The 18,803-nt window shown below is 44.2% G+C and carries 15 protein-coding genes; 7 read left to right on the forward strand and 8 right to left on the reverse strand.

Going from position 1 to position 18,803, the window contains the following annotated elements; translation table 11 throughout:
* Positions 1 to 40: 40 nt before the first annotated feature.
* Positions 41 to 1,066 (reverse strand): glycosyl transferase family 90, encoded by a 1,026-nt coding sequence (locus tag BLU80_RS05725; RefSeq protein ID WP_091395366.1) that lies wholly within the window; start codon positions 1,064 to 1,066, stop codon positions 41 to 43.
* 314 nt (positions 1,067 to 1,380) lie between these two features.
* Positions 1,381 to 1,530, reverse strand: a complete 150-nt coding sequence (locus BLU80_RS19505; RefSeq protein WP_170831154.1) for a hypothetical protein — start codon at positions 1,528 to 1,530, stop codon at positions 1,381 to 1,383.
* On the opposite strand from BLU80_RS19505, the gene BLU80_RS05730 reads away from it, so the two are divergent.
* Both BLU80_RS05730 and BLU80_RS05735 read left to right on the forward strand, forming a co-directional pair.
* Complete coding sequence (locus BLU80_RS05730) at positions 1,529 to 2,602, forward strand: CDP-glycerol glycerophosphotransferase family protein (RefSeq protein ID WP_211481765.1); 1,074 nt, start codon at positions 1,529 to 1,531, stop codon at positions 2,600 to 2,602. The genes BLU80_RS19505 and BLU80_RS05730 overlap by 2 nt on opposite strands.
* 86 nt (positions 2,603 to 2,688) lie before the next feature.
* Positions 2,689 to 3,531: a glycosyltransferase family protein gene (locus tag BLU80_RS05735; RefSeq protein WP_091394851.1), complete on the forward strand. Its 843-nt coding sequence runs from the start codon at positions 2,689 to 2,691 to the stop codon at positions 3,529 to 3,531.
* A gap of 3 nt (positions 3,532 to 3,534) precedes the next feature.
* Here the strand turns inward: BLU80_RS05735 and BLU80_RS05740 are convergent, their stop codons facing one another.
* On the reverse strand, positions 3,535 to 4,626 hold the full coding sequence (locus BLU80_RS05740) for a hypothetical protein (protein ID WP_091394854.1): 1,092 nt from the start codon (positions 4,624 to 4,626) through the stop codon (positions 3,535 to 3,537).
* Positions 4,627 to 4,775: 149 nt separating this feature from the next.
* Entirely contained in the window at positions 4,776 to 6,500 is a 1,725-nt protein-coding gene (gene ggt / locus BLU80_RS05745) for a gamma-glutamyltransferase (RefSeq protein ID WP_244518760.1), read from the reverse strand.
* A gap of 233 nt (positions 6,501 to 6,733) precedes the next feature.
* Here ggt and BLU80_RS05750 point away from each other — a divergent pair, with 233 nt between their 5' ends.
* The gene (locus BLU80_RS05750) at positions 6,734 to 7,522 is read left to right on the forward strand and encodes an enoyl-CoA hydratase/isomerase family protein (RefSeq protein ID WP_091394859.1); all 789 of its coding nucleotides are present in this window, start codon (positions 6,734 to 6,736) and stop codon (positions 7,520 to 7,522) included.
* A 145-nt stretch (positions 7,523 to 7,667) separates the two neighbouring features.
* Here the strand turns inward: BLU80_RS05750 and BLU80_RS05755 are convergent, their stop codons facing one another.
* Complete coding sequence (locus tag BLU80_RS05755; protein WP_091394862.1) at positions 7,668 to 8,267, reverse strand: carboxymuconolactone decarboxylase family protein; 600 nt, start codon at positions 8,265 to 8,267, stop codon at positions 7,668 to 7,670.
* 135 nt (positions 8,268 to 8,402) lie between these two features.
* Positions 8,403 to 8,972 (reverse strand): peroxiredoxin, encoded by a 570-nt coding sequence (locus BLU80_RS05760; protein ID WP_091394864.1) that lies wholly within the window; start codon positions 8,970 to 8,972, stop codon positions 8,403 to 8,405.
* 209 nt (positions 8,973 to 9,181) lie between these two features.
* Here BLU80_RS05760 and BLU80_RS05765 point away from each other — a divergent pair, with 209 nt between their 5' ends.
* A complete protein-coding gene (locus tag BLU80_RS05765) occupies positions 9,182 to 11,362 on the forward strand; it encodes a S9 family peptidase (RefSeq protein ID WP_091394869.1) in 2,181 nt (726 codons plus the stop codon).
* A gap of 100 nt (positions 11,363 to 11,462) precedes the next feature.
* Here the strand turns inward: BLU80_RS05765 and BLU80_RS05770 are convergent, their stop codons facing one another.
* Both BLU80_RS05770 and BLU80_RS05775 read right to left on the reverse strand, forming a co-directional pair.
* A complete protein-coding gene (locus tag BLU80_RS05770; protein ID WP_244518762.1) occupies positions 11,463 to 12,224 on the reverse strand; it encodes a 7-carboxy-7-deazaguanine synthase QueE in 762 nt (253 codons plus the stop codon).
* Between the two features lie 17 nt (positions 12,225 to 12,241).
* Positions 12,242 to 13,123 (reverse strand): bifunctional 5,10-methylenetetrahydrofolate dehydrogenase/5,10-methenyltetrahydrofolate cyclohydrolase, encoded by an 882-nt coding sequence (locus BLU80_RS05775; RefSeq protein ID WP_091394872.1) that lies wholly within the window; start codon positions 13,121 to 13,123, stop codon positions 12,242 to 12,244.
* A gap of 256 nt (positions 13,124 to 13,379) precedes the next feature.
* On the opposite strand from BLU80_RS05775, the gene BLU80_RS05780 reads away from it, so the two are divergent.
* From BLU80_RS05780 to BLU80_RS05790, 3 genes are all read left to right on the forward strand, one after another.
* Positions 13,380 to 13,973, forward strand: a complete 594-nt coding sequence (locus BLU80_RS05780; protein WP_091394876.1) for a TetR/AcrR family transcriptional regulator — start codon at positions 13,380 to 13,382, stop codon at positions 13,971 to 13,973.
* An 87-nt stretch (positions 13,974 to 14,060) separates the two neighbouring features.
* Positions 14,061 to 15,248, forward strand: coding sequence for an efflux RND transporter periplasmic adaptor subunit (locus BLU80_RS05785; RefSeq protein WP_091394878.1), 1,188 nt, complete (start codon positions 14,061 to 14,063; stop codon positions 15,246 to 15,248).
* Positions 15,249 to 15,537: 289 nt separating this feature from the next.
* Entirely contained in the window at positions 15,538 to 18,792 is a 3,255-nt protein-coding gene (locus BLU80_RS05790) for an efflux RND transporter permease subunit (protein ID WP_091394880.1), read from the forward strand.
* Positions 18,793 to 18,803 lie beyond the last annotated feature (11 nt).

The following is an 18,803-nucleotide window of genomic DNA, read 5'->3' on the forward strand; positions in this document are numbered from 1 at the left end:
ATATTCAATATTAGTTTTTTATCCCATGACCAGAAGTTTGTCAAGCCAACAGCGCTTCCCAAAAATCATAATTAATATACTGAGGCTCTGTTAATTGTCCTGTCCGGACAAAGCATTTTTGCAGCACTGATAAAGCAATAAGATCTTCTGTTTTTCTGTTTTTAAATTGCTCAATATACTGATGAGCATGCTGGATAATGGCCTCTGCCTCCGTAGGATGATCGATATAATATTGTAAACGCTCCTCTAAATCAGAAAAGTCGCTTTTAATCTCACTATAATGGTAATCAGCTATCAGCCTGCCTTCCATAAACCAGGTTTCATAAGTCGGTCTGGGCATAACGGCTATAGAATTCGTTGACATAGTCCATTTTAGGTTGGTGGCTACGTCATTGCCTTCTATGGCCAGAATAAATTTATATTGTAAGTGTTCATATAAAGAGATTTTGGGTTTTATCCATAACGGCGGGATATCCGCATTTTTTGAAATGGTCCCTGCATCACAGAGTGGAGATCCGAAATACATGCGCATAAAATCATAACGATGCGGCTTACCGGCAATAGCCAATCTAAAAATAGCTTTGTTCATTTTATCTTTAAAAGGAATAGCATCTTTTAAAAATACAAAATGTCGTATTTTATCCAGATTCAGGATGACTGACTGTTGATTGTCTCCTGTAACCGGCCTGCTTTTGACAATGGAAGCTATGACGGGCACCTTCGTTACATCCCCTTGCAGATACCGCCATTTTAATGCTCCTGAGAACCATCTGGTATATTCATAAGTATCAAAAAAGTAGACGGATTTTAAGGCACGCTTAAATCTATGCTCCTTTAACGGCTTTAGTTCCGGCGGCAACCCATCCTCGTTCACAAAAGAAAGTTTATTGTAATAATTCACTCTTTGTAAAATATAATCCGCTTCCGGATGATCTTCCAAAGTAGCCAGCTTTTTTTGCAACTTCTTTTGATGGAAGCTCCCCCCGATATTATAGCGTATGATCCCCTTCAGATAATAAACCAGTCTGCTTGGTTTATTATGCAGGATCCTGTTTAAAAAGTTCATCTCTTTCATTTTGCTTTCTCCAAGTCCATTCGAAAATCGGGGTGCTGAACCTCTCCCGTTGATCCCGCAAAATTAATTTCGACCTGAATAGCAAAATATCCGTTATACGCAATTAACAAAGCAACACAATAGCTTTTTAAATATCTAAACACTCTCCAACCATTGTTTTAAAGGATCTGATTCGCTATCAGGATATAAATCAACCATATCTGTTATTTTTAGCATTTTTCGAAACTTTTAGAATAAGCCCTTATTTAGCAGTAAATTAGCTGATTTTAATATTTTTTTACGCCTTAAACGCCCCCTTCCAATAATTACCCTTTGATATCAAAAAAAACCGTAATTTTACCGTCCTGCTCAAAAAAGCGGGTGAAGGAGATGGCTTTTGCAATCTCCGCTAGTTTGTGGCCAGGTTTTCCATAAAAAAGACAGATCGGGCCATTATTATCTAAAAGCAAGCGCATGATGGATTATAAATTTTTAATTTATACCTCATACAGTTACGGCATCCCCATTGGCCGTCCACTGGAACTTGAAATCCTTAAAAGAGGATATCAGGTGCGCTGGTTTAGCTATATCCCGGAAACCAAATCACATCTGCCAAAAGGCAGCCAGCTTCTAGAAAGCATTCAGGAAGTCGTCAGTTATGACCCGGATATTATTTTATCCATTACCGATTATGTACCTGATTTTCTTTCCGGATTAAAAGTCCAGGTTTTTCATGGGTTTAACCCGGCCAAAAGATCAGAAGATGATCATTTTAATATCCGTGGTTTTTACGACCTCTACTGCACGCAAGGCCCTTCCACCACGCTCAGATTTCAAGAAAAACAAAAAGAAGATCCTCATTTTGAGGTCGTTGAAACCGGCTGGCCTAAAATGGATCCTTTATTTGAGAAAGCAGAAGAAAAGTCGGGTTCTTTGCCCGTCATTTTAATTACGTCCACTTTTAGTCACCGCCTAAGCCTTGCTTTAAGAGAGGATGTACTGGAAGAAGTAAAAAGGTTGTCAGAGACCGGCAAATATCAGTTTATCACAGTACTGCATCCCAAGCTGCCCCAGCAGACCGTTGCAAAATGGCAATCGCTGATGGGGCCTTACTTTACTTATTATGACACCACAGACCTGATTCCATTATTCAAACGAGCAGACATCATGCTCTCTGACACAACCTCCGCCATTCAGGAGTTTATGCTGGCAGATAAGCCCATCGTAACATTCAGACACAGAAGGCCGAACGATTGTGTCCTGAATGTGGAAGAGGTACAGGAGCTGGAAGCCGCACTGGACCTTGCGATCCAGCGTCCCCAGAAGCAGTTGGCCGCCATCCGTAAAGAAGCGGATCTTAATCACCCTTACAGAGACGGGCAAAGCAGCGCGCGTGTAATAGATGCCTGTATCGCCTCCCTGCATAAGGACAAATCCCACCTAAAGAAAAAATCACTCAATATTATCCGAAAATATAAAATCAGGAAATTATTACAGTACTATCCTTTAAAAACTTATCGCAGACCAGCCTATAGACCCAAACAATAGAAATAAGAAATAAGTATTTGATGGAAATAAGCGAGGGATGACAGTGGTCTGTTCTGTATATTTTTTCATTAAAAAATCCGCCTTTTATGGAACTGTCCGTTATAATCAGCAGCAGCAACCAAGACGTCAACTGTTTAAATAGGACTTTAACCGGATATGCTAATCAAAAATTCAGCGATTTTGAACTGATTTTGGCTGGCCTGCCCCCCAATCAAGCGGTCAAAGATTTATTAAAGTCATTCAACCGAGTTTTCCACTCCATTAAAATCCTGGAACCGGCAACAAATATGGCAGCCGTCCTAAATGAGGCTATTCAGCAAAGTGAAGCAGATTACCTGGTATTTACCAAATCCAACTGTATTCCCAGAAATGACTTTCTGGAAATCCACCATCAGCGTAAGGAAGAGACATTTTTTTTATCGGGCGGCCATTTCAGATTACCCCCCTCCATTTACCAAGACCTGCAGCTGGACCATATCAACCAGCAGACCTGTTTTGAGCTCAGATGGCTGAAGCGGCAGGGACTGAAGTTTTCCCTAAAAAATCAGCAATTGTCCAAAAACAAGATCAAGTCTAATATTATCAATGCGTTGCTGCCGGGCAAAGCCGTCTGGAATCCGCATAACGTATCTTGCTGGAAGAAGGACCTGTTGGACATTAACGGCTTTGATGAACAAATCACAATGCAGGCCGATCAGGTAAAGGATCTTTCACAGCGGCTGCAAAACAATGACATTAAGGGCATCAAAGTGCACTTTAACGCCATATGCCTGCATTTGAATCAACAGGATATTCAAAAGCCGGCCGGCCTGAACTCTGCCCAGCCCGCTTTAAAAACAATTCGGACCGGCAAACCCGCCTGGACCAATTATGGCATTTATAAAGGACAACCCGTGAGAGTTCCTTACACGGAGCTGGATCAGGGCTAGGCTTTACAACTGCCGGTTTCTGCCTTTGGCGTTTTTAAGCACAGAGCGCATGGAAGGCATTAGCATTTGTTTTAAATGAATTTTCAGAATTTTGCCCATGGTCCTTGCTTTTACGAACCGAAAATTATGATAATAATTGGCCAGTTCGTATTTGAGTTGTTCAATTTTCTCATCCGAAGAAAGTTCATCCGGCAGCATGGCATCCATTAGTTCACGAACCCTGTACCGTTCAGTGGCAATTCTGTAGGCTGTTCTGGAACGTTCCTCCGCCTGGTATTGTTTTATGGATTCACTGTCCAGGTGTTTTACCACCTCCTTTACAATGGGATAGTTTTCCTTGGCAAATTGGGGCAGGTAGAGCCTTAACCTTCCTTCATAACATTGTTGATCAAAATCAATGGCCCGGATATTATATTGGGTCCCTTCAATATCAGGCGTTATATCTACGACAAAATTATAAGAACGCATATCTCCAAGCAGCCGTATAAAGCAGGACTCATTGAATTTCACAAAGGTCTTCAAAAGCCGGACCTTATTAGTATCCGGGCTTTCCAGATAGTCCCTTATAAATATATCACCCGGTATTCCGGCAATATGCTCCTCAATCAGGGTCTGCCCATAGGTAAAAAAAGTCACCCTGGAAGTGGCCAGCAAATGTTCCCATTCTAATCCATAGATCCGGTTCGCATCCGCTTTTTTTATATAAAAATGGTCATAATTGCCATTATTGACATTAATAATCCGGATCCTGAACGGCTGACTATTACCAAAGCTGCAAAAATCAATTCTTTCGACATTCAGGTTTTCTGCAAAGCTGTAATCCCCCTCAGTCTTCAAAATGGCATAGCATTTTAAAAGCCCGTCTTTTAAAAACTCCCATTCCCGCATATCATAACTGACCTGCTCCCAGGCCGTTTCCTGACCATCTTTATCTATCAGCGGCCGGGCATAAGTAAAATGAATCAAATCCTGATACTCAATGGGCAGGATAATCTCCCTGCCATAGTTTTTCAGATAAACGCGCAGCTTTTCACTGACAGGAAAAATTGGTTTTTTTCTGGAAGGAGGGGCTGCTTTCTGGGGTACTATACGCATACATTGTCTAAAATAAAGTCTGTCCCAATGCAAATATTGTTTCGCATTGAATGGTCTAAAATTACGATTTAATTACGGAAAGCAGTGACCTGCTTACTCCGCTTCATGAATAATGCCATATGAACTATACTTATATACCTTACCTATCATTAATAGCCGGCCAGGCTGTCATCACCCCTGATATCAGCGGCAGCCTGCATGCCTATTTTACCGGGACTGGCCTTACCACCGGCTTTCTGGTCAAATAAAATGATTTCTGTTCTGCCGATGCCGTTTACGGTTTTTAACGCATAGCCCATCTGCACCAGACTATCGGTTACGGCTACAGGCAAACCATCTTCCAGCATGATCTGATCAGGCAGCCACTGATGATGAAACTTTGGTGCCTCCGTAGCCTGTCCGGGTGTTTTACCATAATCAATGATATCCACGATTGTCTGGAAAACTGAGGTAGGGATAGTAGTGCCCCCTGGAGTTCCGACTACCATATAGGGCTGCCCTTTTTTCAGCACCAGCGTCGGACACATGGAGCTCAGCATTCTTTTACCGGGTTCTATCTGATTGGCAACACCGCCCACGGCACCGAACATATTAGGTACACCGGGTTTAGCGCTAAAGTCATCCATCTCATCATTGAGCAGAAACCCAGCTCCTTTCACCACTACCCTGCTGCCAAAATTGCCATTCAGTGTCGTGGTAATCGAAACCAGGTTCCCCTGATTATCGGCCACTGCAATATGCGTCGTCTCATTATGCTCATATACATTGCCCGCATTCACTGCGGAAGACGGAGTGGCTTTTTGCGGATTAAAATCCTTCATTCTGGCGGCTAAATAATGTTGATTCATCAGTTCTTTTTCCGGCACCTGGAAATAATCCGGATCCCCCATATATTTTGCACGGTCCGCATAGGCCCTGCGTTCCGCCTCCACCATGATGTGAATGGCTTTAGCAGATAAAAATCCCATGGTGTCAATATTAAATGGAGCGATCATGCCCATCATCTGAGCCAACAGAAGGCCACCGCTACTGGGTGGCGGGAAACTTATAATCTGATAACCGTGATAATCAAATGAGACAGGGGTTCTGGGTGTTGCCTGATAACCGTCTAAATCCTTTAAACCAATAATGCCACCACTGGCAGTAACGGTCTCAACCAAACTTTGCGCTGTTTCCCCCTGATAAAAACCAGAAGCGCCCTGATCGCGGATTTTTTTCAAAGTCGCTGCCAGCTCCGGCTGGATGAGCAGATCTCCCTGTTGCCAGTCCGTCTTTTTTACAAAAGCAACCGGATAGTCATTATACCGTTCAAAATCTTTTTTAAACCGGTTGAGCAACGCCGCCTCCGCAGCAGTGATCTTAAACCCCTTGGCGGCGAGTTCTATGGCAGGATTTATCAATTTCTCAAAGGGTAATCTGGCATATTTATACATGCCGAAAATACCCGCTACAGCTCCCGGCACCCCAACAGACAAGACTCCGTCCTGGGATTTATGTAAATCAGCCGCTCCGTTACTATCTAAATACATATCCCTGAAAGCTTTCAAGGGTGCTCTTTCTCTGAAATCCAGCGCCTGGATCTGCCCTTTGGCATTTCTGGCCACCATAAATCCGCCACCGCCAATATTACCAGCCTGAGGATATACGACCGCCAGCGCCAGCTGGGTGGCGATGGCTGCATCATAAGCATTTCCTCCCTGTTTTAATATATCCGCACCTATCTGAGCGCCGTAGGCAGAAGCACATACGACCACACCGTTTTCAAAATGGCCGTTTTTTACCGGACCAGGCTGCCCTGCAACATAAGAGCTAATAAAAATTATACTAATCCATACAAGGATGACATTCACGCAATGATGTATTTTCTTGGGCATTAACATGGTCGTATTTATTTAGCTGAAGGGGCACTTAAAAAGTAAAATTAACCAATCCTTTGCAGTTGGCCGTTAATTTTTCCGCTTCCTTTATTAAGCCAGGCGCAAATAAATATTCCGGCAGATTTGCTACCATAATTTTAAAATATTTTTCAAAGGAATTACATTCAAATGCTTTAACTTTCGGCTAGGAATTAGAAATAGAATTATCTATACAGCAAAAATTAGAATCTATGATAGTCGATGAAAAAGAAGCAAAAGAAGGATTTGTAAAATCAGAGGTACATAATCATATATCTACCATTTTATTTTATCACCCCAAGGGCAATGCCCTTCCCTCCAAACTATTAAAAAAGCTAAAAGAAGAAATAGACCATGCCTCTCATGATGACAATGTAAAAGTAGTATTACTCAGATCCGTACAACATGACGTATTCTGTTCAGGTGCATATTTTAATGAATTACTGGAGATTAAGGATCAAAAAGCAGCGCAGACCTTTTTTATGGGATTTGCGGAAGTCATAAAATCCATGCGCAAGTGTGCCAAACTTATTGTAGCAAGAGTACACGGCAAGGTAGTGGGCGGCGGCCTGGGTCTGGTAGCGGCGGCAGATTATGCCATTGCCCTGGAAGGAGCCGATGTCAGACTCAGCGAACTTTCCATTGGCATTGGCCCTTATGTCATTGCGCCGGCTATGGTTCGCAAAATGGGCCTGTCTTCCTTCAGTCAGCTAGCCATTGATGCACATCTATGGCGCAACTCTGACTGGGCGCGCAGAAAAGGATTGTATGCAGAGCTACATCCTAATAAGGCCTCCATGGAAGAATCCATAGAAAGACTCACGACCTCTCTAGCTAAAAATTCTCATGCGGCCAATACGAACCTGAAAAGGATGTTCTGGGAAGATACCGAAGACTGGGACAACCTGATGCAGGACCGTGCCGCCAAAACCGCAGAACTCTTACTGCAGGATCAGGCGCAGCAATTCCTGGCCCAGTTCAATAAAAGCGTAGTATTTTAAGTTTCTGATTAAACAATATAAAAACAAAACCCCGTACAGCAATAAATGTGACGGGGTTTTTTGTTTTCTATTGTTGGTTATTCGCCTCAGGCAAATAGGTTGATTGCTCCGGCTGTCACGAATCTGAAAAAGTCCATGGACCAGGTTAATCGGCCAGTACTGTAATCAGACTTTTGATAATGGCGCCTAATTTTACGGCTTCAAAAATTTTAATCTCCGGTGTGCCTTCAGCCACCAGTTTAGATTCATGCGCATTGACGCAAAGTTCACAACCGTTCACCGCAGAAACGACCAGGCTAACCAGTTCAAAAGCCTCCTTTCCAATGACCGGATTCATCATAATAGACATTTTGATGCCTGCAGGCTGGTTGTTGTAAACGTCTTTACCCGCAAAATGCCTGAAACGGTAGAAAATATTGTTGACATTCATTAAAGAAGTCAAAGCAACAATTTCTGCCAGTTCTTCCTTGGAAGCACCTGCCTCAGCAGCCGCCGCTTTAAAGGCTTTTTTCAACGGAATGAATTTTTCATTAACGGCAACACTATATGCAATCAGATAGGCCTCTTTCTGGGATAAATTCTGTGCATTTTTAAGCGCATTGCTTACGTTGATTTTCAAATCCTTAATATAACGTGCATTCGTATCCAATAACAGTTCAGCTTCTGCTGAAGGGGTATATTCTTCTACCTGTAAAAAATTCAGCAGGTTGTTATATGTTTCGTTTTCAATTGCAATAACTGACATAAATAATCTTTTTATTAGTTGTTAATCACCCGGCCAATCCCGGGTATGCTGCATGTTTTAAAAAAAGGCAGGCGCATAACGCAGCCCGCCCTTCTTTTTTTCTTAGTTGTTACTATTTCAAAACGCTGCAGGAAATTAGTTCAATTCAGCATTTAACTGAGCGGTCAAAGTTTCTTCACCTTTGTTCCAGTTACATGGACAAAGTTCATCTGTCTGTAAACCATCCAGTACACGGATCACTTCCTGTACATTACGGCCTACGTTCAGATCATTAATGCTGACCCAACGAATGACACCTTCCTGATCAATGATAAAAGTCGCGCGGTAGGCTACTTTTTCATTTTCTTCCAAGATGCCCAGTTCTTCCGCCAGGGATTTAGACGTATCAGCCAGCATCGGGAATTTTAAATCTCTTAAATCCTTGTGATCTTTTCTCCAGGCTACGTGTACAAACTCGGAATCAGTGGAAGCACCGATTAAAGTGGCATCACGATCAGTAAACTCGTCATAGTTTCTATTAAATTCAGCGATTTCTGTAGGGCATACAAAAGTGAAATCTTTAGGCCACCAGAATAGCACTGTCCATTTACCTTTCAGGTCCTCGTTACTTAAATCAATAAATTCTTTGCCTTTTTCGGTGGAAACGGCTGCTTTTTTACTAAACTGAGGAAACTGACTTCCGATGGATAAAATTCTATTGCTCATTTTTAATCCTTTTTATTTATATGATTGATAATTAATTATTACGATGCAAAACTAACAAAATTCTTCATAGCTAAAAATTGTTATTAGCTATACTGATATAGATAAAATCTATTAGAAATATCGATTTCGCACCACTATTGCCCTTCAGGTAGCTGTACCGTCAATAATCCCTTAAACTTTCTTACTTTTAGAGCCAAAATTTCTAACTAATGATGCGTATCAAATATTTTATGATCGCCTGCATGGTCTCCGCCTGGAGTCTGTTTCAGGTACAGGCCCAGCCTTATGTAAATAAATACAAATGGTCAAAGGATGGTGACCAGTATTATACAATTGATCAGGGACAGATTGTACAGGTACACCTGCCGGATCAGACGACGACCACCATTTTGTCCAAGGCGGATCTGACCACTCAAAGCATGAATCAACAGGTAAACCCGGAAGATTTCACCATCAGTGAAGACGGCAATAAAATCCTGATTTATACGAATACAGAAAAAGTATGGCGTTATCATACCAAGGGTGATTACTGGGTATATGACAGAGCGACTAAAGCACTCACCCAACTGGGCAAAGGACTACCGGCCAGTTCCCTGATGTTTGCAAAGTTCTCTCCCGACGCCCAGAAAGTGGCTTACAGCAGCGCCCATAATATGTACGTTGAAGAGCTGGCCACCCACAAAATCAAGCAATTGACCAAAGACGGTACGGATAGAATCATCAATGGAACATTCGACTGGGTCTATGAAGAAGAATTTGGCGCCCGGGATGGATTCAGATGGTCTGCAGATAGTAAAAAGATAGCCTTCTGGCATGTGGACGCCAGAAGTATCAAAAATTTCCTGATGATCAACAATACGGATTCCATCTATCCTTATACCATCCCGGTAGAATATCCCGTCGTAGGGCAGGACCCTTCTGCAGTAAAAATCGGTGTTGTCAATATCGATAATGACAAGATCAGCTGGATGCAGATTCCAGGAGATGCCAGGCAGCATTATCTTCCCCGGATGGAATGGGCGGGCAATAATCAGATTATCGCCCAACAGCTGGACCGAAAACAACAAGTCAGTACCTTATACCTGGCGGACGCCTCCAGTGGCACCGCACACAGCATTTACAAAGAATCCAGTGACACCTGGGTCGATATTAAAAGTCGCTGGCATGGGGACAACCCGATTGGCTGGGATTTTATTGAACAGGGTAAAGCCTTTTTATGGGTTACGGAAAAAGACGGCTGGCGTCATATTTACCGTGTAGATTTACAGGGTCATGAAAAGCTGATTACCAAGGGTGACTATGACATCCTGGATTTACTGGCTGTTAATGAAAAAGAGGGCTATGTTTATTTTATGGCTTCTCCTGAAAACGCAACGCAGGATTACCTTTACAGAACCAAACTCGATGGCAGCGGTACGGCAGAACGTGTCTCAGCTGAAAATGAGCAGGGAACACATGCTTATAATATTTCCCCGAACGGCAAATATGCTGAGCATACTTTTTCAAATGCCAACCGTTTTCCGATCAGAGACTGGGTCGAGCTCCCTTCCAATAAAATCATAGGACAGGCGCCCATAGCCAGAACCCTGCCTCCCGGATTCCCGCAGGTAAAATATATCCAGATTAAAACGGATGAAGGGGTAGTCATGGACGCCTCTGTTACCCTTCCGGAAAACTTTGATTCAACTAAAAAATATCCGGTTGTATTTTATGTGTATACAGAACCAGCCAGCTGTACCGTAAAGGACAGCTGGGGCAATGGTCGTAATTTTCTCTATCAGGGCGATATGCAAAAGGATGGCTATATCTATGTCAGTATAGACAGTCGGGGGACGCCAGCCCCCAAAGGAACTGCCTGGAGACACAGTATTTATAAGAAAGTCGGCATCTTAAATATCCATGATCAGTACGAGGCCGCCAAAAAGGTCATTGAATGGCCATATATTGATAAAGACAGAGTGGCCGTATGGGGCTGGAGCGGAGGCGGTTCCACCACCTTAAATCTGATGTTCCAGCATCCGGATGTATATAAAACAGGTATTGCCGTAGCAGCGGTCGCTAATTTCCTGACTTATGACAATGTCTACCAGGAACGTTATATGGGACTGCCGACAGATGCTGATAATACCTACAAAATTGCTTCTCCGATCAGCCATGCTGCCGGCCTTGAGGGCAACCTCCTGGTTATCCATGGTTCAGGCGATGACAATGTGCACTATCAGAATGCAGAAATGCTCATCAATGAATTAATAAAGCACAATAAGATTTTCAGCTTTATGGAGTTCCCCAACCGCACTCATGCCATTTCTGAAGGAGAAGGAACTTCCCGCTTTCTGGGCAATCTGTATACACATTATTTACAGGAGCACTGCCCCCCGGGAGGTAAATAGCAATAAGCAAGGCAATACATAAAGTGCCTGATGCAAAATGGCGATCTATTTTAATTAAATTAAAGTAGATCGCCATTTTACTTGTATATCAAAAAATCACCTAAGGCACATTAATATACTTATGCACCTGTACGCAAAGGCTCCATGTAGACAAAGGATGTGTTTTTACATAGTCAATCATCAAAGGCAACATCTGTTTTTCCTTTGACCACTCCGGTTGCAGATATAATTTGCAATCCGGACTCACCTGGGCTGCATGCTGCTCTGCCCATAAAAAATCAGATTTATTAAAGACCACCACTTTAAGTTCCTGCGCCCGGGAAATCACCTCTGGCAGCGGCGCCTTAAATTTCTTAGGAGAAACGCATACCCAGTCGATCTCTCCAGAGAGCGGATAAGCACCGGAGGTCTCAATATGGACCCTAAAGCCAGCTGCATGTAGGGCCTTCGTTAAAGGACCTAGCTCATACATCAGCGGCTCGCCTCCTGTAACCACAACAATACAACCCCTGATCATATCAGTGCCAGCTGCATCACCCAAGGCCTCCATAGATTCTGCTCCTGACGCAATTTCTGCGGCCTTAATATCTGAAAGAATCTCCTGGATAGCATCCTGGACTATTTGTTCAACTGTTTTAACCGGATGAAGTTCGGCGTCCCAGCTTTCTTTTACATCGCACCAGACGCAGCCAACATCGCAGCCTCCAAGCCTGATAAAATAAGCGGCGCGCCCCTGATAGTTGCCCTCACCCTGTAAAGTATAAAAAGCCTCCATGACCGGCAAAGACTTGCCGGCATCGATCTGTATCTGTAGTTCAGCGCGCTCCATAGCGACCTCTGACATGCGGTCTTTTGTATCCATAATTAATCCTTACTCCCTTAGGCCTGTTGGCGCTTTTCGTAAGCGACCAGTGTGTTTTGCAAGAGCCCTGCTATGGTCATCAGGCCTACTCCACCCGGAACCGGTGTGATAAAGGAAGCCTTAGGTGCTACTGCATCAAAATCAACATCTCCTTTAATCCTGAAACCTTTTTTGGCAGTAGCATCCTCCACCCTTGTGATGCCGACATCAATGATAATGGCACCTTCCTTAACCATCTCAGCTTTTACAAAGCCGGGACGTCCCAGCGCTGCAACAACAATATCTGCCTGAAGACAAATTTCTTCCAGATTAGGTGTATGTGAATGGCAAAGGGTGACCGTGCAGTTACCATAGGGATTATTGGTACTCAGCAAAATACTCATCGGGCGTCCGACAATATTACTTCTGCCTATCACCACTGCATGTTTTCCCTTTGTAGAAATATTATAATGCTCCAGCATTAGCATGATTCCATAAGGGGTCGCCGGGATAAATGTCGGCATACCCAGGGTAAGATTACCGGCGCTCACCGGATGAAACCCGTCCACATCCTTGGCAGGATCAATGGCCGCGATGACCTTTTTTTCATCAATATGCTTTGGCAGGGGTAGCTGTACCAGGATGCCATCCACGCTAACATCATTATTGAGTTTTTGGATCTCACTGAGCAGGTCTGCCTCTGTAATATCTACTTCTCGTCTGATTTCCGTAGACTGATAACCGATTTCCGCACAGGTTTTTACCTTGCTGGCCACATAGGTTTCTGAGGCGCCGTTATTGCCCACCAGGATTACAGCCAGGTGGGGTGGGCGTGCACCGGATGCTATAATTTTATCAACTTTGGCCTTCAGTTGTTCTTTAACCGCCCTGGAGGCGATTTTTCCATCTAATAATTGCATGGCGCAAAGATAATTTTAAAGATTGAAATTCCCTGATTTGACCTTATATTATCTAAATTTATAACATCTTCAACATTTTGCGGGGTATTACTGGAACTTATTTTTGATCAGGACAAAAAGCATTGACCAATTTTTTTAAAAGTGCAATTCATTTTAAATCAATTCATAATAAATTTGTGCCTGCACTATTTTCAAAAATAATTTGTCAGTATTAAAAACAGTATTAATTTTGCTAACGGTGTTAACCTAATAAATCATGGGTATTTCTGAAAGAAAGGCAAGACAAAAGGAGAATGTCCGCTCACAAATCCTGGAAATGGCCTGGCAAATTGTCAAGGACGAGGGCTGGCAGGCATTATCCATACGCAAGATTGCGGATGGGATAGAATACAGTGTACCTGTCATCTATGATCATTTCGCCAATAAAGAAGCCATCTTATTTGAACTCTCCCTGCACGGGTTCGATTTGCTACAGCAGGAGCTGGACAAAAACATGAACATTGAACCTGCCGAAGCGCGTTTAAGAGCTCATGTTGAAAGTTACTGGCATTTTGCCTTTCGCAATAAGGAATACTATCAATTAATGTATGGACTCGGGATGCCTTGCTGTGGTGCCGGCAAGATGAACGCCCAGGTCAATATATTCAGGGACCGGATCCTGGAGGATATTGAAAAGGTCATGCAACAGCGTGGCTCTGATATGAGTCAGCTATGTTTTAAGTCGTATGCATTATGGTCAATTATCCATGGTTTGATTTCCATTATGCAAATGCGCGTCTCTGATATTGACAACACATTAAACAAGCAGGTGCTGACTGATTCAGTAGAAGCCTTTATCAATAATCTATAATCCGGCTCTTTTTTTTACCACTAGCCTAACACCGTTATATTTTATAACACTGTTTAATTCTGAAAATTCCAGAAAATCTTAACGATCATGAACACAAATTCGATTTCTAAAAACAACAATTGGTATCTGGTATTGATTACGGCGCTATCCGTTATAGCAGCACTTGTCCTTGCCAGATGCACCGAACCGACCCAGGCAGCGGTAGGCAGCCAGCCTGCCCCTTCACTGCCGGTGATCCAGGTTCAAAAGGAACCGGTGACTACCTACAGGGATTATACCGCCACTGTAGAAGGTGCCAAGGATATTGAAATCCGCCCGCAGGTCAAAGGCATTCTCAGCCATATTTATGCAGACGAGGGGACCTATGTACAAAAAGGTCAGGTACTTTTTCAGATTGATCCGCGCCCCTATCGCCAGGCATATGAGCAGGCGACTGCACAGCTGGCTTCTGCTAAAGCCTCCAGTCAGGTAGCCCGCATCAATATGGAACGCTTAAAACCGCTCGTTCAAAGAGGTGTTGTCTCTGATGTAGAGCTGCAGACGGCGAGTGCCACTTTTCAACAGGCAGAAGCGGCTGTAGCCGGTGCCAAGGCAGCGCAGCAGTCAGCGGCCATTAACCTGGACTATACCACCATTCATGCACCTGTGGCCGGTTACATCAGCTCTATTCCATACAAAACCGGAAGTCTGGTTACGGATAACGATCCTCAGGCCCTTACCGTACTATCAGAAACCAGGCAGATGCATGTCTATTTTTCCATGAGTGAAAAGGATTTTATGGCCTTTAAAGCGGCCTACCCGGGAGGCAGTATCGAGGAAAAACTTACCAAAGTCCCCCCGGTAGAACTTATCCTGGCCGATGGCAGCGCCTATGAACAAAAAGGCAAGGTCGAACTGGTGGAAGGCGCTTTTGATAAACAAGCCGGTGCCATTAGTTTCAGGGCTTCCTTCCCGAATGAACATGGGTTACTGCGTTCGGGCAATACAGGTAAAATCCGTTTATCTGACCAGCCCATCAGTGGTATTTTAATCCCACAGGGAGCCACCTTTGAGATTCAGGACAAAATCTTTGCCTTTAAACTCATTGACAGTAATAAAGTAAAAACCGTTCCGATTCAGATTGCTGTAAAGAAAGGCAATTACTATGTTTTAAGTGACGGGTTGCAACCGGGCGACAAAATAGTCCTCCAGGGGCTGGACAGATTGAAAAATGATATGCAGATCGCACCAGAAGCTGTATCCATTGACAGTCTGATTAAAGCCAATCCGTATTAATCACTGATAAACCGGCCACCCCATTAAAAATCAATCATTACGGCCCCATTACACACAATCATCTTTCATTAAAAAACCTTCTGAAGTATTATCGTTTCTAAAAGAATATAAGCAACTATATAATCATTAATACGGGCTTTGAAATCAGAAAGCCGGTTGTTCAGAAACACAGATTTTCTGAGTACAGGGATACTTATTGTCCAATTAAAACGGACAAGTATCAAAGAACCGGTAAAGTCTGTTTCTGCCAGTATGGTGAAGGTTACTTTTTCCTGCTAAAACATTATCCATGTTAAAAAAATTCATTGAAAGACCGGTATTATCGACTGTCATATCCATACTACTGGTTCTGGTGGGTCTTATCGCCCTTTTCACACTTCCCATTACGCAGTTCCCGGATATCGCACCGCCAACGGTTCAGGTGACAGCCAGCTATCCGGGCGCTAATGCGGAGGTCGTAGCAAGGTCTGTTGCGACACCTATTGAAGAAGCCGTCAACGGCGTGGAGAACATGACCTATATGACATCTAACTCTTCCAATGACGGTACCATGACCCTGAATGTTTACTTTAAACAGGGCACTGATCCGGATATTGCCGCCGTTAATGTGCAAAACCGTGTATCCAAGGCCAGCAGCCAGGTACCTCAGGAAGTCATCCAGGCCGGCATATCCACTCAGAAACAACAAAACAGTATTATCATGTTCCTGGCGATGGCCAGCAAGGATAGCAGTTATGATGAAGCCTTCCTTCAGAACTACATAAAAATAAATCTGATTCCCCAACTGCAGCGTATTCCAGGGGTGGCCCAGGCGCAGCCTTTCGGATCCAGAGATTATTCCATGCGCATCTGGCTTAAGCCGGACCGCCTGAATGCCTATGGACTATCTCCTGACGATGTTACAAGAGCGATTCAGAATCAGAGCAAGGAAGCCGCTCCGGGCAGACTGGGGCAGAGTTCCGCCCAGGTATTTGAATATGTCTTAAAATACCGGGGCAAGCTGACCGATGTATCAGATTATGAAAACATCGTGGTCAAGACCGGAAGCGACGGGGCACTGATTCGGTTAAAGGATGTTGCACGCGTGGAATTAGGATCCTTTACCTATTCATCCAACAGCGCCTTGAATGGCCACCCGACTTCAGGTATTGCCATTTATCAGACTGCCGGCTCTAACGCCAACGATATCCTCACAGAAATCGAGCGTCAGACCAGGCAGTTCTCCAAAGATTTGCCGGAAGGCATCTCTATTACCACCATGTATAATTCGAAGGAGTTTCTGGACAGTTCCATTCACCAGGTGGTGGAAACGCTGATTGAAGCTTTTATCCTTGTTTTTATCGTTGTCTTTGTTTTCCTGCAGGACTTAAGATCCACACTGATCCCGGCTATTGCAGTACCGGTGGCTATTATCGGCACCTTTTTCTTTATGAAGCTCTTTGGCTTCAGTATAAACCTGTTGACGCTCTTCGCCCTGGTACTGGCCATTGGTATTGTAGTAGATGATGCCATTGTGGTGGTGGAAGCTGTCCATGCCAAGATGGAGACCACCAGTCTTACTGCCAGAAACGCGACCCTGGCCTCCATGCGGGAAATCTCAGGGGCGATTATCTCCATTACCCTGGTGATGGCAGCGGTATTTATACCGGTAGGCTTCATGGAAGGGCCGGCCGGAGTCTTTTACAGGCAGTTCGCCTTTACACTGGCCATTGCGATTCTGATCTCTGCCTTAAACGCCCTGACACTCAGTCCCGCCCTGAGCGCCCTTATTCTGAAAGGTCACGCCGATAAACATCCGGAAGCTATTAATGAAAACGGGGAGGTCGTCCCTGTTGAACAGGGAAGCGCTGCTAAAAGAAAGGGGCTGTCCGGCAGGTTCTTCAGTGCCTTTAATGCGGGATTTGCGGCCCTCACTGAGCGGTACCTGGCTGCCATCAGGCTACTGATTAAAAGAAAATGGCTGGCCATTGGTTTTCTGGTTGCCATTACCGGTGCCACCTGGTGGATGGCGCAGAAGACGCCTTCCGGATTTATTCCGACCGAGGACCAGGGATTTTTACTCTATGCGGTCAATACCCCCCCGGGCAGCTCCCTTTCCACCACCCACAAGGCCATGGAACAAATTGACAGCATCGTGATGCATGAACCTTTCACGGCGAATCATTATACCGTAGAAGGGCTGAACTTTATCTCCAATGCCAACGCCGCACCTTACGGCGCCGGTTTTATTCGGATGAAAAAGGCGGAGGACAGAGGTCCGTTAAAGAGCTTTGACCAGATTGCCGCCATGATGACCCAGAAAGTAGCCAGTGAAGTCAAAGGCGCCAGCGCCTTTTTCTTCACCTTCCCTACTATCCAGGGATTTGGTAATGTCAGCGGTTTTGAATTTATGTTACAGGACAGAGGGTATGGCAGCCTTGGACACCTGGACAGTGTGGCCCACGAATTTATAGGACAGCTGATGCAAAGAAAAGAAATCGCCTATGCCTTTACCACTTATTCTGCCGGAAATCCGCAGTATGAACTGGAAATTGATGACGATAAAGCGTTGCAACTGGGAGTGTCCGTCGGCGATTTACTGAACACCTTGCAGGTTTATTATGGCAGCAGCTTTGTGGATGATTTTAACCGCTTTGGTAAATATTACCGGGTGATTGCACAGGCAGATATTCCGTATAGAACGGATGAGGCTTCCCTGGACGGCATTTTTGTCAAGAGCAATACAGGTAAAATGATTCCGGCCAATCTCCTGGTGCATTTACAAAGGACCTACGGCCCGGAAACCGTTACCCGTAATAATCTATTTAATGCGGTGACCATTAACGGTGTGCCTACACCTGGCTATAGTACGGGAGATGCGATCAATGCCATCAAAGAAACCGCGGTCAGATCATTACCTAATAACTTCCATTATGAATGGACTGGAATGACAAGAGAAGAGATTAACTCAGGCTCTCAGATCGTACTCATTTTTATTATGAGCCTGGTATTTGTGTACTTCCTGCTCTCTGCACAGTACGAAAGTTATATCCTGCCGCTGGCGATTATTCTGACGATTCCTCTGGGCGTATTTGGCGTTATGGCCTTTATTAATCTGTTTGGCATTGATAATAATATTTATGTCCAGGTCTGTCTGATTATGCTTATCGGCTTACTGGCTAAAAATGCGATTCTTATCGTGGAGTATGCGGTTCAGAGAAGAAAAGGAGGAATGCCACTGGTAAAATCAGCCTTACAGGCTGCCAGGCTGCGGTTAAGACCCATCCTTATGACTTCCTTTGCCTTTATTGCAGGGCTGCTGCCGCTGATGCGGGCCACCGGCGCCTCTGCACTGGGTAACCGCTCCATCGGAACGGGTGCTGTAGGCGGTATGTTGTCCGGCGTTCTTTTAGGCATTTTTATTATTCCGGTTCTTTATGTCATTTTCCAGTATTTACAGGAAAAAGTCTCCGGAAGCAATAAACATAAACGCATGAAGGAACCTACCTCCAACGGTCCGCTCCTGGGGCATACCATTGAAACGGCACCCACTCAATATAATTAATATTTATGTTA

The sequence above is a fragment of the Arachidicoccus rhizosphaerae genome, from assembly GCF_900107765.1.
In the GTDB taxonomy this organism is placed as follows: Bacteria; Bacteroidota; Bacteroidia; order Chitinophagales; family Chitinophagaceae; genus Arachidicoccus; species Arachidicoccus rhizosphaerae.